This window comes from Candidatus Methylomirabilota bacterium (assembly GCA_036001065.1).
Taxonomy (GTDB): domain Bacteria; phylum Methylomirabilota; class Methylomirabilia; order Rokubacteriales; family CSP1-6; genus MNEF01.
In genome coordinates this window covers 1-14846 of sequence record DASYUQ010000087.1, presented here as the reverse complement: position 1 = coordinate 14846, position 14846 = coordinate 1, and the positions used below count along the sequence as shown (strand labels likewise).

Below are 14846 nucleotides of genomic sequence, written 5' to 3'. Positions count from 1 at the left end.
AGGCTAGACTCGCACCGATACCGGGTATGTCGTCCCTCGGCCCGTATCTTCGCGAGCTCCGTCAGCGGCGCGGTCTCTCTCTGGAGGAGCTGTCCCGCGCCACGCGCGTCGCCTCGTCCTGCCTGGAGGCGCTGGAGACGGAGAACCTCGATGTCCTGCCGGCGCCCGTCTTCGTCAAGGGGTTCATCCGCGCCTACTGTCAGGCGCTCGACGTGACGCCCGACGAGGCGCTCGCCCTCTATCATCAGCGGCCTGGGGCGCCGCCGGCTCCACCGGTCCGCGCCGTGGTCGAACGCCGTGGCGGGGGGGAGTCGCGAAGCCGCGGAACGGTGCTGGTGAGCTTCGTCCTCCTCGTCGTGTTGGGCCTCGCGCTCTTCGCGGTGACGCTCGCGCTCCAGTCGGGGCGCGAGGGCGGGGACCGGCTCGCGGGTCAGGCGGGGGCTCCAGCCGAGCCGCCCCCGGTGCCGCCGGACTCCCTCGAGCCGGTGCCGGCCGAGTCGGTCCTGGCTCCGCCGCCCGCGCGGGTCCCCGAGATCCGCCCGAGCGCGCCGGAGCCCTCCCGGCCCAGCGAGGCGACCCCGTCGCGGTCGGTCACGCCTCCGGGCCCGGAGTTCGCGGCCGTCCTCGGGCCCGTGGTGTCGCCGTATCGCCTGGTGGCGCGCGTGTCGGAGCCGACGTGGGTCCGGGTGCGGATGGCGGACGGGCGCGCCACCGAGGAGACCATTCCTGCGGGCGAAGTCCGCGAGTGGGTGTCCAACGCTCCCTTCGTCCTCACTGTCGGTAACGCCGGAGGCGTGACGCTGGAGCTGAATGGCCGCCCGCTGCCGCCGCTGGGCGCGCGGGGGGCCGTCATCTCGCGGCTGGTCATCCCGCCTGCAGGACGGTGAAGTTCCTGGGCGCCCTGGGCGACCGACTGAGCGCGGGGCTCAGGCGGTCGCGAGAATATCTCGCTGCGGAGCTGGCGGCGGTCCTCCCGCCCGAGCGCCCCATCGACGAGATCCTCTACACGGAGCTGGAGGAGGTCCTGGTCGCCGCGGATCTGGGCGCGCCGCTGGCTGCCGACTTCACCAACCGCGCCCGTGAAGAGGTGATGTTCGGTACCGTCACCCGCGCCGACCAGCTCCGGCCGCTGTTCCGCCGTTTCCTGGGCGACATCCTGGCCCCCGCGGCGCAGCCCCTCGACCTCGATCACCGGCCGGCGGTGGTGCTGATGCTCGGCGTCAACGGCTCCGGCAAGACGACGACCTGCGCCAAGCTGGCAGCGGCGCTCACCCGATCGGAGAAGCAGGTGCTGCTGGCCGCCGCCGACACGTTCCGCGCGGCGGCCATCGAGCAGCTCGAGACCTGGGGTCACCGGATCGGCGTCGAGGTCGTCCGACAGGAACCGGGCTCGGATCCCGCGGCCGTCGTCTTCGATGCCGTGAAGGCGGCCACGGCGCGCAACCTCGATGCGCTCATCATCGACACGGCGGGGCGGTTACACACGAAGTCCAACTTGATGATGGAGCTGGTCAAGCTCAAGCGCGTCATCGAGCGCCAGCTGCCCGGCGCGCCGCACGAGAGCCTGATGGTGCTCGACGCGCCGACCGGACAGAACGGCTTCGCCCAGGCGCGCATGTTCAACGAGGCGATCGGGCTGAGTGGCGTGGTGCTCACCAAGCTCGACGGTACCGCCAAGGGCGGCATCGTGGTGCGAATCGCGCGCGAGCTGAAGCTTCCCATCAAGCTCGTGGGGGTGGGCGAGAAGGTCGAGGACCTCGGGCCCTTCGATCCCCCGCGGTTCATCGACGCCCTGGTACCGGCGGCCTGAGCGTGAGCGCGGTCGACGAGCGCTTGATGCGTCGCGCGCTGGAGCTGGCCGAGGATGCCCGCGGGCTCACCTCGCCCAACCCACTGGTGGGGGCGGTGGTCGTGAGCGGGGAGGGCCAGATCGTGGGCGAGGGGTTTCACGCCGCGGCGGGGCGGCCCCACGCCGAGATCGAGGCGCTGGCCGCGGCGGGGGACCGCGCGCGAGGGGCCACACTCTACGTCACCCTCGAGCCTTGCGCTCACCACGGGCGCACCCCGCCCTGCGCGCCGGCCATCGTCGCCGCCGGCATCCGGCGCGTCGTGACGGCGATCGGCGACCCGAACCCCCTGGTGAGCGGGCGGGGATTCGAAGCGCTGCGCGCCGCCGGCCTCGAGGTGACGGTGGGCCTGCTCGAACGGGAAGCCGCCCAGCAGAACCGCGTCTTCATCACCGCGATGCGGGAGCGGCGACCGCACGTCACGCTGAAGGCGGCGATGACGCTGGACGGGAAGATCGCCGACCCGCACGGCGCCTCGCAGTGGATCACGGGCCAGGCGGCGCGCCGGGAGGCCCACCGGCTGCGCAGCGAGAGCGACGCCATCGTCGTCGGGCTGGGGACCGTGCTGCGCGACGACCCGCGGCTGACGGTGCGCCTGGAGCGGGCGTGGCCCCGGGAGCCGTATCGCGTGGTGCTGGATACAGAGGCCCGGACCCCGCCCGCCGCGCGCTTGATCACCGCGGGCACGGCCGCGCGCGCCCTCATCGCCGTCGCCGCGAGCGCGCCGGCCGCGCGTCTGCGCCAGCTCGAGGCCGCGGGGGCGACGGTCGTGCGCCTGCCCGCGCGCGACGGCCGCGTCGATCCCGGCGCCGTGCTCGCGGAACTCTTTGCGCGGGAGGTCCGCAGCGTGCTGGTCGAGGGCGGGGCGGAGGTGCACGCGGCCTTTCTCGACGCCGGCCTCGTCGACCGGGTCGCGGTCTTCATCGGGCCGCGCCTCCTGGGCGGCCGTGACGCCCCCTCGGCCGTGGGCGGCGCCGGCCGCGCGCTGAAGGACGCCGTGCGCCTCGGCGAGCTGGCGGTCAGAAGGGTGGGCGACGACCTCCTGATCGAGGCCGAGGTCCTCCGCGAGCGCGCCTGATGTTCACCGGGATCGTCGAGGAGCTGGGGGCGGTCGCCCGCGTCGCGCGGGGCGCCGCCACGATGCGGCTCGAGATCCGGGCGAAGACCACGCTCGAGGGCAGCGAGGTGGGCGCCAGCATCGCGGTGAACGGCGCCTGCCTGACGGTGGTCGAGCGCCGGCCCGACGGCTTGGCCTTCGACGTCGGCCCCGAGACGCTGGGGCGCACCGCCCTCGGCCGGCTGGTCTCGGGCGCCCACGTCAATCTGGAGCGGCCGCTCCGGCTGGGGGCCCCCCTGGGAGGTCACCTGGTGCTGGGGCACGTGGACGGGGTGGGAACCATCGAGGGCATAACCCGTGTAGAATCAACGGCGCGGGTGCGGATCGCCCTGGCGGGCCCCGACCTGGAGCCGTTCCTGGTCCCCAAGGGGTCGGTGGCCGTGGACGGCGTGAGCCTCACGATCGCGGCCCTGGGGCCGACGAGCTTCGAGGTGATGCTGATCCCGTACACACTGGAGGCGACGACGCTGGGTCGGCTGGAGGTGGGGCAGGCGGTGAACATCGAAACGGACGTGATCGGCAAGTACGTGGTCCGATCACTCGCGCTCAAGGGGGCGTGATAGCCGTGTTCGCGACGATCGAGGAGGCCATCGAGGAGATCCGGCAGGGCCGGATCCTCATCGTCGTCGACGACGAGGACCGCGAGAACGAAGGCGACCTCCTGATGGCGGCCGACAAGGTCACGCCGGAGGCGGTGAACTTCATGGCCAAGTTCGGCCGGGGGCTCATCTGTATGCCGATGACGGGCGAGCGCCTGGACGAGCTGAAGATCTCGATGATGGTCTCCGACAACACGGCGCCGCTGGGGACCGCCTTTACCATCACGGTCGACGCCCGGCGCGGCGTCACCACCGGCACGTCGGCCTACGACCGCGCGGTCACGATCCGGACGCTGGTCGATCCCCACGCGCGCGCCGAGGACCTCACGCGTCCCGGCCACATCCTGCCGCTGCGCGCGATGCCGGGCGGGGTGCTGCGGCGGGCGGGCCATACTGAGGCGGCGGTCGATCTCGCCCGGCTGGCCGACTGCACCGCGGCCGGGGTGATCTGCGAGGTGATGGACGAGGAAGGCGGCATGGCGCGCGTGCCCCAGCTCCAAGAGTTGGGTCGGCGGCACGGCCTCAAGATGATCACGATCAAGGACCTCATCGAGTACCGCACGCAGAAGGAGAAGCTCGTCCGGCGGATCGCGACCACGCGGCTGCCCACCGAGTTCGGCGAGTTCACCGCGATCGCCTACGAGGCGACCGTCTACAGCCGCGTGCACCTGGCGCTGGTGATGGGCGAGGTGGCCGGCGACGCGCCGGTGCTGGTGCGCATGCACTCCGAGTGCCTGACCGGCGACGTCTTCCAGTCGCGCCGCTGCGACTGCGGCGAGCAGCTCCAGAAGGCGCTGGCGACGATCCAGCAGGAGGGCCGGGGCGTCGTCGTCTACCTGCGCCAGGAGGGACGCGGCATCGGGCTGCACAACAAGATCCGCGCCTACGAGCTGCAGGACCTCGGCCAGGACACCGTCGAGGCCAACCATGCGCTCGGCTTCAAGGCCGACCTGCGCGACTACGGCATCGGCGCGCAGATCCTCGTCGACCTCGGGCTCAAGAACCTCCGGCTGCTCACGAACAACCCGAAGAAGATCGTCGGCCTGGAGGGCTACGGCCTGCACTTCGTCGAGCGCGTACCGATCGAGATCCCGGCCAATCCCGAGAACCGCAGGTACCTGAGCACCAAGCGTGACAAGCTCGGGCACCTGTTCTCCTCGCTTCCCTGACATGCGCCTCGAAGTGACCCGATCGAGCACCGCCGCAGCTCCCGCAACCTGCCTTCGAGCGCCCGCCTTGCCGGCGCAACCCCTGTCCGAGCGCCCGCTTTGCCGGCGCAATCCTGGCCTGGGGGGAGGCTTCGGAAGGGGGGCGAAGCCCCCCTCCGAGCTCAAGCCCCCCTCCGATGAGTGATATGGCCGGCCGCGCGCCCAGGCCGCAGCGGTCGGTGGCGGGCGGCGCCCGCGCGCCGCGGGGGGGCGCCGGGCTCCCGAAGTTCGCCATCGTCGCGGCGCGCTTCAACGAGCGGATCACCAAACGTCTGGTCGACGGCGCGCTCCACGCGTTCGCGGACGCGAAGATCCCGCCGGGCGACGTCGAGGTCCACTGGGTGCCGGGCTCCTTCGAGCTGCCTCAGGCCGCCGCGCACCTGGCGGCGACCGGGCGCTACGCGGGGATCGTCTGCGTCGGCGTCGTCATCCGCGGGCAGACGCCCCACTTCGAGCACGTGGCGCGGGAGGCCGCCGCGGGCATCCGCCAAGTGGCGCTGACGACGGGGGTGCCGACGACGTTCGGCCTCATCACCGCGCTGTCGGAGGAGCAGGCGTGGGAGCGGGCCGGCGGTGAGGTGGGCAACCGCGGCGAGGAGGCGGCCGACGCCGCGCTGGAGATGGCCACCTTCGTCCGCCAGGTGCGTGACCGTGGGTAAGCGGCGGAAGGCGCGCGAGGTCGCGCTGCAGTACCTCTACCAGCTCGATCTCCACGGCGACGACGACCCCGCGCCGCACGCGGCGGAGTTCTGGGCGCGCCATCCGGTGGACGCGGAGACGCGCGCCTTCGCCGACGCGCTCGTGCGCGGCACCAAGCAGCACCAGGCCAAGACGGACGAGCTGCTCCGCCAGTATGCGGAGCACTGGGACCTCGAACGCATGGCGGTGGTCGACCGGAACATCCTCCGGCTGGCCGCCTACGAGCTGCTCTGGCACGAGGACGTGCCCCCCAAGGTGGCCATCAACGAGGCGATCGAGATCGCGAAAAAGTTCGGCACCGGAGAGTCCAGCCGCTTCATCAACGGAGTTCTCGACCGGATCCACAAAGAGCTGCGTCCGGCGTCCTGAGCAGGACCGTGCGGTACGCGATCCTGTCCGACATCCACGGCAACCTCGAGGCCTTGCGGGCCGTCCTGGCCGACGCCGGGGACCGCGCTGACGCTTTTCTCTGCCTGGGCGACATCGTCGGCTACGGCGCCGATCCGGGGGCGTGCATCGAGCTCGTCGCCGAGCGCTGTCAGCTCGTCGTCGGCGGCAACCACGAGCACGCCGTGGCCGGGCGGATCGACCTCAAGTGGTTCAACCCTTACGCGCGAGCGGCCGCCGAGTGGACGCACGATCGCCTCGACGACGACCAACGCGCGTGGCTGGGGTCGCTGCCGCTGGTGAGCGAGGCGGGGGACGCCACGCTCGTCCACGCCTCGCCAGCGCATCCCGAGGAGTGGGAGTACCTGGTCTCAGCCGAGGACGGCTTCGCGGCCTTGGGGGCGTTCACCACGCGCCTGTGCTTCGTCGGCCACTCACACCTGCCGGGCATGTGGGTGCAGGGATCCTGGGGTCGGGAGCACGAGGCCGGGGCCGTGAAGGTCTCGATCGACCCCGGCTGCCGCTACATCATCAACGTGGGCAGCGTGGGCCAGCCTCGCGACCACGACCCGCGCGCAGCGTACGCGCTGTGGGACGTCGAGGGCAGGACCCTGGCGATCCAGCGCGTGGCCTACGACCTGGCCGCGGCGCGCGCGAAGATCGTCGCCGCCGGGCTGCCCAGGTTTCTTGCCGATCGCCTGGCCGAGGGCCGCTGAGAGGCGCAAGCTGCGCGACACGCTCGCGGCGGCGGTGGGAGCGGCCGCTCTGGCGGTGGCGGCCGGCGCGGCGCTGGCGCTCGCCTATCCGCGCGTCGACTTGGCGGGTGCCGCCTGGATCGCGCTCAGTCCCGTCCTCTTCCTGGCGCTCACGCGACCGCCGCGCCCGGCGCTGGGTTGGGGCTGGCTCGCGGGCTTCGTGTTCTTTCTGCTGCTCCTTCAATGGCTGAACTTCACCTTCCGCGTCTACAGCGAGATCCCGTGGCCGCTCACATGGCTGCCGACGGTGCTGCTGGCCGGGTACTGCGGCCTGTACTGCGGTCTCGTGGCCGGCGCCGTCTCCTGGATCGCTGCCCGGCGGGGAGCGAGCTGGGCGCTGCTCATCGCGCCGTTTCTCTGGGTGGGCGCGGAGTGGGTGCGGGGCCACCTGATGGGCGGCTTTCCATGGGGCAGCCTGGGCTATTCCCAGTACCGGCAGCTAGCGGTCATCCAGATCGCGGAGCTGGCCGGGGTCTATGCCATCTCCTTCGTCGTGTTCGCCGTCAACGCTGCGATCGCCGCCTGCGTGGTCTTGCCATGGCGGCGGGCCGCGGTCGGCCTGGCGCTCGCCATGGCGGTGGTGGGGGCAACGCTCGGATTCGGGACATCGCGCCTCACGGAGGCATCGCCTGCCGGCGAGGTCGCGGTCGCCGTGATGCAGCCCGCGATCGAGCAACCCCTCAAGTGGGACGCCAGCCATACGGCAGCAACCCTGAGGATCTACGGCGATTTGACCCGTGCGGCGGCGCGGGAGCATCCCCGCCTCATCGTGTGGCCGGAGACGGCCTCGCCCACGATCCTGAGACAGGATCCCGTCCTGCTCCAGGCCCTCCAGGACGTGGCGGCCAGGTACGACGTGGCGCTGCTCGTCGGGTCGATCGACATCGGGGAGGGGGCGGGCCGGGAGGCTCGTAACACCGTATTTTTACTGACCGAACGAGGTATCGTGAACAGGTATGATAAGATCCACTTGGTTCCGTTCGGAGAGTACGTGCCGTTATCGGGAGTGATCGGGTTCGTTCGGGGCTGGGCGGAGTTCATCTCCGAGCTGACGCCCGGCTCCCGCGCGGTGGTCTTCTCGGGTCCGCCAGCCCCGTTCGGTGTTGTGATCTGTTACGAGGGTATCTTCCCCGCGCTGGTGCGTCGCTTCGTGAAGAATGGCGCGCGCCTGATGGTGAACATGACGAATGACGCGTGGTTCGGCCGGACGAGCGGTCCCCTGCAGCACCTGGCGATGTATCCCTTCCGCGCAATCGAGCATCGAGTCGCGGTGGTGCGGGCGGCGAACACGGGAGTGTCGGCTTTCATCGCGCCGACCGGACGGATCGTGAAGTCGCTGAGCCTCTTCGAGCGGGACAACCTGATCGATCGGGTTCCCCTGCGCACGCGCGAGACGCTCTACACCCGTTTCGGTGATTGGTTCGCGTATCTGGGGCTGCTCGTCTCGGCCGGCGCGCTCGGCGCGGCGGCGCTCGGGGGGGCGCGGTGATGGCGGGCGAGCTGAAGCGGGACGTGGCGGAGCTGGCCCGCCGGGTCGACGACCTACGGAGGCATCTTTGACATCGCGGCCAAGGAGCAGCGGCTGGCCGCGATCGACGCGGACATGGGATCGCCCGCATTCTGGGAGGACAACCGCCGGGCCCAGGAGCTGATCCGGGAGCGCGCCGAGCTGACCCGGGTCACCACGCGGGTCAGCGAGCTCGGCCGCCAGGCCCAAGACCTCGGGGTCATGCTCGAGCTGGCCCAGGAGGCCGACGACGGCAGCCTGGACGCCGAGATCTCCGACGGCGTGGCCCGGCTCAGGAAGGAGCTCGACGAGTTCGAGCTCAAGGTCATGCTCTCGGGCCCGCACGATAGCAAGGCGGCCATCCTCAGCATCCATCCCGGCGCCGGCGGTACCGAGTCCCAGGACTGGGCCCAGATGCTCATGCGCATGTACCTCCGGTGGTGCGAGCGCAACGGCTTCAAGGCCGAGGTCGTCGATCTGCTGCCGGGGGAGGAGGCCGGGATCAAGTCGGCGACGATCGAGGTCACCGGGGAGTACGCCTACGGCTTCCTGCGCGGCGAGGGGGGCGTGCATCGCCTGGTGCGCATCTCGCCCTTCGACGCGTCCCGGCGGCGGCAGACCAGCTTCGCCTCGGTCGCCGTCGTTCCCGAGGTCGACGACGTCGAGGTCAACGTGCGAGAGGACGAGATCCGCGTCGACGTCTTCCGCTCGTCGGGCCCGGGCGGACAGGGCGTCAACACCGCCGATTCGGCCGTGCGGATCACGCATCTGCCCACCGGGATCGTCGTGCAGTGCCAGAACGAGCGCTCGCAGCTGCGCAACCGCGACACCGCGATGCGGATCTTAAAAGCGCGCCTCTACGAGCAGGCGCAGAAGAAGCAGCGCGAGGAGCTGGCGGAGCTCACGGGGGAGAAGAAGGGAATCGCCTTCGGCAGCCAGATCCGCTCCTACACCTTCCATCCTTACCAGCTCGTGAAAGACCACCGGACCGGCGTGGAAATCGGCAACGTCGAGGCCGTCATGGACGGCGAGATCGATCCGTTCATCAAGGCGTTCCTCCTCGGAGCGCGCGGGAGCCAGACGTGACCGGGCCGGACCCCGGGGCCCTGCCCCCGCTGATCCGCCAGCGGTACGAGAAGCTCGAGGCGCTGCGCAAGCGGGGCATCGACCCGTTCGGCAGCCGCTTCCCGGTCACCCACGGCGCCCAGCTCCTGCTCGACCAGCTGGCCCCGGCGAAGGAGGACGAGCTCAAGGCCTTCGGCCCCGTGAGCGTCGCCGGGCGGATCGTGGCCATGCGTCATCACGGCAAGACCTGCTTCGCGCACCTGATGGACCGCACCGGACGCATCCAGCTCTATGCCCGCGCCGACCAGCTCGGGGATCACTACGCGCTCTTCACGGACCTCGACGCGGGAGACTTCATCGGCGTGACCGGGGAGGTGTTCCGCACCCGCACGGGCGAGCTGACGATCGGGGTCGGCTCCTTCCAGTTCCTCGCGAAATCCCTCCGCCCGCTGCCCGAGAAGTGGCACGGGCTCCGCGACGTCGAGACGCGCTACCGCCAGCGCTACGTGGACCTCATCGTCAACCAGGAGACTCGGGCGATCTTCGTCCTCCGGTCGCGCGTGATCAAGGCCCTCCGCGACTTCCTGGACGCGCGCGGCTTCCTGGAGGTCGAAACGCCCATGATGCAGCCGATCCCGGGGGGCGCGGTGGCGCGGCCGTTCGTCACCCATCACAACGCCCTCGGGGTGGACCTCTATCTGCGGATCGCCCCTGAGCTCTACCTCAAGCGCCTCGTCGTCGGCGGGTTCGAGCGGGTCTACGAGGTCAACCGCAACTTCCGCAACGAGGGCGTGTCGACCCAGCACAACCCCGAATTCACGATGCTGGAGTTCTACCAGGCCTACGCCGACTACACGGATCTCATGGCGCTCACCGAAGAGCTCTTCGTCCATCTGGCCACCACGCTGCTCGGCGCGCTCCGGATCCCCTGGGGCGACCACACGATCGATCTCGCGCAGCCGTGGCGGCGGCTGCGATTCTTCGACGCCTTGTCCGAGGCCCTCGGCATGACGGTCACGCCTGACACCGAGGCCAGCGCCGTCGCCGGAGCCGCCGCGGCCCGGGGGGTCCAGTCGAAACCCGGGGCTCTCCGTCACGAGTCGTGGAAGGATGCCTTCGAGTCGCTGGTAGAGCCGACGCTGGTGCAGCCGACCTTCGTGATCGATTTCCCGGTGGAGCTGTCGCCGCTGGCCAAGACGAAACGAGACGACGTGCGACTGGTAAACCGGTTCGAGTTGTTCGTGGGGCGGCGCGAGCTCGCCAACGCTTACACCGAGCTCAACGATCCCGTGGAGCAGCGCGCGCGGTTCCTGCACCAGGCGGCGGCGCGCGCCCGGGGTGACGAGGAGGCTCACTGGCTGGATGAGGACTACATCCGGGCCCTGGAGTACGGTATGCCCCCGGCGGCGGGCGAGGGCATCGGCATCGACCGGCTGGTGATGCTCTTGGCCAATCAACCGTCGATCCGGGACGTGATCCTGTTCCCGCATCTTCGACCGGAAGGCGGCCCCGGCGGCGAGGGACGGGACGAGCCGTGAGCCGGGTACCCTTCGAGCTGTTCCTCGGTCTTCGGTACCTGCGCGCTACCGGCCAGCGTACGAACCTGTCGCTCTTTGTCTGGATCGGCGTCGGCGGCGTCTTCCTGGGCGTCGCCGCGCTCATCGTGGTGCTGGCCGTGATGACCGGCTTCCAGGACGGCATTCGCGACAAGATCATCGCGGCGAACCCGCACCTGCTGATCTTCGGCGCCGGGGGCGGTATCGCCGACGCCGAGGCGATCGCCGGTCGGGTGAAGACCGTCGCCGGCGTGCGGTCGGCCACGCCCTTCGTGCTCCAGCAGGCGCTCTTCACCAGCGAGGGCGGCGGGGCTCACGGCGGGTTGGTCCGCGGGGTGGATCTGGCCACGCCCGCGCTGGTCGCCGACCTCCGCGCCCAGCTCCGCGCGGGTCGCCTCGACCTGCTCCTCGACGGCCAGCCGGCGATCCTGCTGGGCGTCGAGCTGGCGCGCACTCTGGGGGTGGTCGTGGGCGACGGCGTCACCGTCATCTCGCCCAAGGGCGCCGTCACCGCGGTAGGGCTGGTGCCCCGCATGCGCCGCTTCACCGTGGCCGGCACGGTGGAGGTCGGCATGTACGAGTACGACTCGTCGATCGCCTACCTGACGCTGGCGGCCGCCCAGGAGTTCGCGGCGCTGTCCCGGCGGGTCACCGGCATCGAGGTGAAGCTGACCGATCCGTTCGAGGCCAAGCGCGTGGGCGCCGCCATCGCCCGACAGCTGGGATTCGGGTACTGGGTGCGCGACTGGATGGACATGAACCGTAACCTGTTCGCGGCGCTCCAGCTCGAGAAGCTGGCCCTCTTCGTGATCGTGACGATCATCGTCCTCGTCGCCGCCTTCGCCATCATCGGCCACCTGGTCCTCCTGGTCGCCGAGAAGCGCAAGGAGATCGGGATCCTCAAGGCCCTCGGGGCCTCGGCCTCCAGCATCACCGCGGTGTTCTTCACCGTCGGCATGACCATCGGCGTCGTGGGCACCGTGGCGGGCTCGGCGGTCGGCCTCCTGCTGATCTGGGTCCAGAACAGCTACAAGATCATCCGCCTGGCCGGCGACGTGTACCAGATCGACTACCTGCCGATGAAGCTGACGCCCACGGACTTCCTGCTCATCGTCGGGTCCACGCTGCTCCTGTCCTTCCTGGCTACGATCCTTCCCGCCCGCCGGGCGGGGGCGCTGATCCCGGTCGACGTGTTGCGCTATGAGTGATTCCCGCGCTCCGTTGCTCGTCGGCGAGGACCTCGAGAAGGATTACCGCACCGGACCCGAGGTCGTGCGCGTGCTGCGGGGCCTGAACGTTCGGGTGGGCCAGGGCGAAGTGGTGGCGCTGGTGGGGGCGTCGGGCGTGGGCAAGTCCACGCTGCTCCACTTGCTGGGCGCGCTCGATCGTCCCACGGCCGGACATGTCCTCTTCGAGGGCGAGGACGTCTTCGCGCGCGGTGAGGCCGGACTCGTGCGCTTCCGCCGGCACCAGGTCGGCTTCGTCTTCCAGTTCTACAATCTGCTCGGCGAGATGACGGCGCTGGAAAACGCGATGATCCCAGCGCTGCTGGCGCGCCGCCCGGTGAACGAGGCGCGCCAGCGCGCGGGCGACGCGCTGGCCGAGGTGGGACTCGCCGACCGGCTTCGCCACCGGCCGGGAGAGCTCTCGGGCGGCGAGCAGCAGCGGGTGGCGATCGCCCGAGCGCTCGTGAATCATCCGCGCGTGATCCTGGCCGACGAGCCGACGGGCAACCTCGACCCCAAGACGAGCGAAGTCGTGTTCGATCTTTTCCTGAGATTGCAGGCCGAGCGCGGGATCGCGTTCCTGATCGCCACGCACAACCCCGATCTGGCCCGGCGCGCCGAGCGGGCGTATCGTTTGATCGAGGGCCGAGCGCGCGAGGTGCCGCCGGGTGAGTGACGGTGCCGGCGAGTTTCCCGCTGGAGTTTCGCAGGGTTAGTGATTGGAGGAAGAAAAACGCTGGCGACCGGTGGGGGCGTGGGCTATACTGAAATCGACTAACTAGCCGTCGGGGAAAGAGAAATCGGCACCCGGCGCGACTGAAAAGGGGCGGGGGCCACCAGTGTTCGAACGATTCACGGAACGGGCGCGGCGGGTCATCATCTTGGCGCGGGAAGAGGCGGGACGCTTCCGCCACGACTTTGTAGGGACGGAGCACGTGCTGCTCGGGCTCATCCGTGACGGCGAAGGCATCGCGACGGCTGTGCTCCAGCGCCTCGGGCTCCGCCTGGAGACGGTGAAGGCGGAGGTCGAGCGCGCGCTGGCAGGTTTCCCGAAGACGCTGACGTTCGGTGAAGTGCCGTTCACGCCGCAGGCCAAGCGCGTCCTCGAGCTGTCGATCGAGGAGGCGCGGCAGCTCGGCCACAACTACATCGGCACCGAGCACCTCCTGCTGGGCCTGATGAAGGAAGGTCAGTCCATCGCGGCCAAGATTCTCGAATCGCTGGGCGCGCGGCTGGACGAGGTCCGGCAGGAAACGCTCGCGCTCCTCGGCGATCAGTACTACCCCCGGCCCAAGAAACGTTCGCAGACCCCCGTACTCGACGAGTTCGCCCGCGACCTGACGCAGCTGGCCCGCGAGGGCAAGCTCGACCCCGTCATCGGCAGAGAGCAGGAGATCGAGCGTGTCATCCAGATCCTGGCCCGCCGCACGAAGAACAACCCCGTGCTCATCGGCGAGCCGGGGGTGGGCAAGACGGCGATCGTCGAGGGCCTAGCCCAGAAGATCGTCACGCACGACGTGCCCGACGTTCTGCTGAACAAGCGGCTGCTCCAGCTGGACCTCGGCGCGCTGGTGGCCGGGACGAAGTACCGCGGCCAGTTCGAGGAGCGGCTCAAGGCCGTGATGAAGGAGATCCGCCAGTCGGAGAACGTCATCCTGTTCCTCGACGAGCTACACACGCTCATCGGAGCCGGGGCGGCCGAGGGCGCCATCGACGCCTCCAACATGCTCAAGCCGGCGCTCTCGCGCGGCGAGATTCAGACGATCGGGGCGACGACGCTCGACGAGTACCGCAAGTACATCGAAAAGGACGGCGCGCTCGAGCGCCGGTTCCAGCCCGTCATCGTCAAGGCGCCCTCGGTCCCTGAGGCCATCGAGATCATCCGCGGCCTGCGCCACAAGTATGAGGCCCACCACCGCGTGAAGATCACCGAGCAGGCGATCGACGCGGCCGTGCGGCTGGCCGACCGCTACATCACCGACCGCCAACTGCCCGACAAGGCCATCGACGTCATCGACGAGGCCTCCTCGCGCACCCGCCTGATGGCGCTCACGCCCCCGGCCGAGATCAAGGAGATCGAGAAGGAGCTGGAGCGGGTCATCCGGGAAAAGGACATGTACCTGGAGGCCCAGGAGTTCGAGAAGGCCGCCTCTCTTCGCGAGAAGGAAAAGGTGCTGCGCCATCGCGAAGAGGAGATGAAGCGGGAGTGGGAGAAGAACAAGGGCAAGGGCACCCAGTCCGTGGGCGAGGTGGACATCGAGTTCATCGTCTCCCGCTGGACCGGCATCCCGCTGTCCAAGCTCGAGGAGAAGGAATCGGCCAAGCTCGCGCGCATGGAGGAGGCGCTCCACGGACGCATCGTCGGCCAGGACGACGCCGTGGCCGCGGTCTCGCGCGCCATCCGCCGCTCGCGGGCCGGCCTCAAGGACGCCAAGCGGCCGGTCGGCTCGTTCGTGTTCCTGGGTCCTACCGGCGTGGGCAAGACCGAGCTGGCCCGGGCCCTGGCCGAGTATCTCTTCGGCGACGAGAACGCGCTGATCCGCGTGGACATGTCCGAATACATGGAGAAGTTCTCGGTGTCCCGCCTGCTGGGCGCCCCTCCCGGCTACGTCGGATACGAAGAGGGCGGGTTCCTGACCGAGAAGGTGCGCCGCCGTCCCTATTCGGTGGTGCTGTTCGACGAGATCGAGAAGGCGCATCCCGACGTGTTCAACATGCTGCTCCAGGTGCTCGACGACGGCCGCCTCACCGATTCGCTCGGCCACGTGGTGGACTTCAAAAACGCCATCCTCATCATGACCTCGAACCTGGGTACGAGCCGGATCGGCAAGCGGGTGTCCCCCGGCTTCCTGCAGGGCGGGGACGAGAGCGCCAGCTACG

The 14846-nt window shown here is 70.0% G+C and carries 14 protein-coding genes; all 14 read left to right on the top strand.

All coding sequences use genetic code 11. From position 1 onward, the window contains the following. Nucleotides 1-26: 26 nt before the first annotated feature. Nucleotides 27-887, top strand: coding sequence for a RodZ domain-containing protein (locus VGV13_07685; GenBank protein HEV8640962.1), 861 nt, complete (start codon nt 27-29; stop codon nt 885-887). Next, nucleotides 884-1810 (top strand): signal recognition particle-docking protein FtsY, encoded by a 927-nt coding sequence (gene ftsY / locus VGV13_07680; protein ID HEV8640961.1) that lies wholly within the window; start codon nt 884-886, stop codon nt 1808-1810. Before VGV13_07685 ends, ftsY begins: the two co-directional genes overlap by 4 nt. Nucleotides 1811-1836: 26 nt before the next feature. After that, nucleotides 1837-2925 (top strand): bifunctional diaminohydroxyphosphoribosylaminopyrimidine deaminase/5-amino-6-(5-phosphoribosylamino)uracil reductase RibD, encoded by a 1089-nt coding sequence (ribD, locus tag VGV13_07675; GenBank protein ID HEV8640960.1) that lies wholly within the window; start codon nt 1837-1839, stop codon nt 2923-2925. After that, nucleotides 2925-3524, top strand: a complete 600-nt coding sequence (locus VGV13_07670) for a riboflavin synthase (GenBank protein ID HEV8640959.1) — start codon at nt 2925-2927, stop codon at nt 3522-3524. Before ribD ends, VGV13_07670 begins: the two co-directional genes overlap by 1 nt. A 5-nt stretch (nt 3525-3529) precedes the next feature. After that, a complete protein-coding gene (locus VGV13_07665; protein ID HEV8640958.1) occupies nt 3530-4732 on the top strand; it encodes a bifunctional 3,4-dihydroxy-2-butanone-4-phosphate synthase/GTP cyclohydrolase II in 1203 nt (400 codons plus the stop codon). Nucleotides 4733-4917: 185 nt separating this feature from the next. After that, a complete protein-coding gene (gene ribH / locus VGV13_07660) occupies nt 4918-5430 on the top strand; it encodes a 6,7-dimethyl-8-ribityllumazine synthase (protein HEV8640957.1) in 513 nt (170 codons plus the stop codon). Beyond that, entirely contained in the window at nt 5423-5839 is a 417-nt protein-coding gene (gene nusB, locus VGV13_07655) for a transcription antitermination factor NusB (GenBank protein ID HEV8640956.1), read from the top strand. Before ribH ends, nusB begins: the two co-directional genes overlap by 8 nt. An 8-nt stretch (nt 5840-5847) precedes the next feature. After that, nucleotides 5848-6573: a metallophosphoesterase family protein gene (locus VGV13_07650; GenBank protein ID HEV8640955.1), complete on the top strand. Its 726-nt coding sequence runs from the start codon at nt 5848-5850 to the stop codon at nt 6571-6573. Continuing rightward, nucleotides 6545-8101 carry an apolipoprotein N-acyltransferase gene (gene lnt / locus VGV13_07645; GenBank protein ID HEV8640954.1) on the top strand — a complete coding sequence of 519 codons (1557 nt, stop codon included), beginning with the start codon at nt 6545-6547 and terminating at the stop codon, nt 8099-8101. The genes VGV13_07650 and lnt overlap by 29 nt, the downstream gene beginning before the upstream one ends. Further along, a protein-coding gene (prfB, locus tag VGV13_07640) for a peptide chain release factor 2 (protein HEV8640953.1) occupies nt 8101-9205 on the top strand; the annotation gives its coding sequence in 2 pieces (ribosomal slippage) (nt 8101-8160 and nt 8162-9205; 1104 coding nt in all). The genes lnt and prfB overlap by 1 nt, the downstream gene beginning before the upstream one ends. Further along, on the top strand, nt 9202-10722 hold the full coding sequence (gene lysS, locus VGV13_07635) for a lysine--tRNA ligase (protein ID HEV8640952.1): 1521 nt from the start codon (nt 9202-9204) through the stop codon (nt 10720-10722). Before prfB ends, lysS begins: the two co-directional genes overlap by 4 nt. After that, nucleotides 10719-11948 (top strand): FtsX-like permease family protein, encoded by a 1230-nt coding sequence (locus VGV13_07630; GenBank protein HEV8640951.1) that lies wholly within the window; start codon nt 10719-10721, stop codon nt 11946-11948. The genes lysS and VGV13_07630 overlap by 4 nt, the downstream gene beginning before the upstream one ends. Next, nucleotides 11941-12642: an ABC transporter ATP-binding protein gene (locus VGV13_07625; protein ID HEV8640950.1), complete on the top strand. Its 702-nt coding sequence runs from the start codon at nt 11941-11943 to the stop codon at nt 12640-12642. Before VGV13_07630 ends, VGV13_07625 begins: the two co-directional genes overlap by 8 nt. A gap of 163 nt (nt 12643-12805) precedes the next feature. Continuing rightward, nucleotides 12806-14846 (top strand): ATP-dependent Clp protease ATP-binding subunit (locus VGV13_07620; GenBank protein HEV8640949.1); only part of this gene is annotated, 2041 nt, incomplete at its 3' end.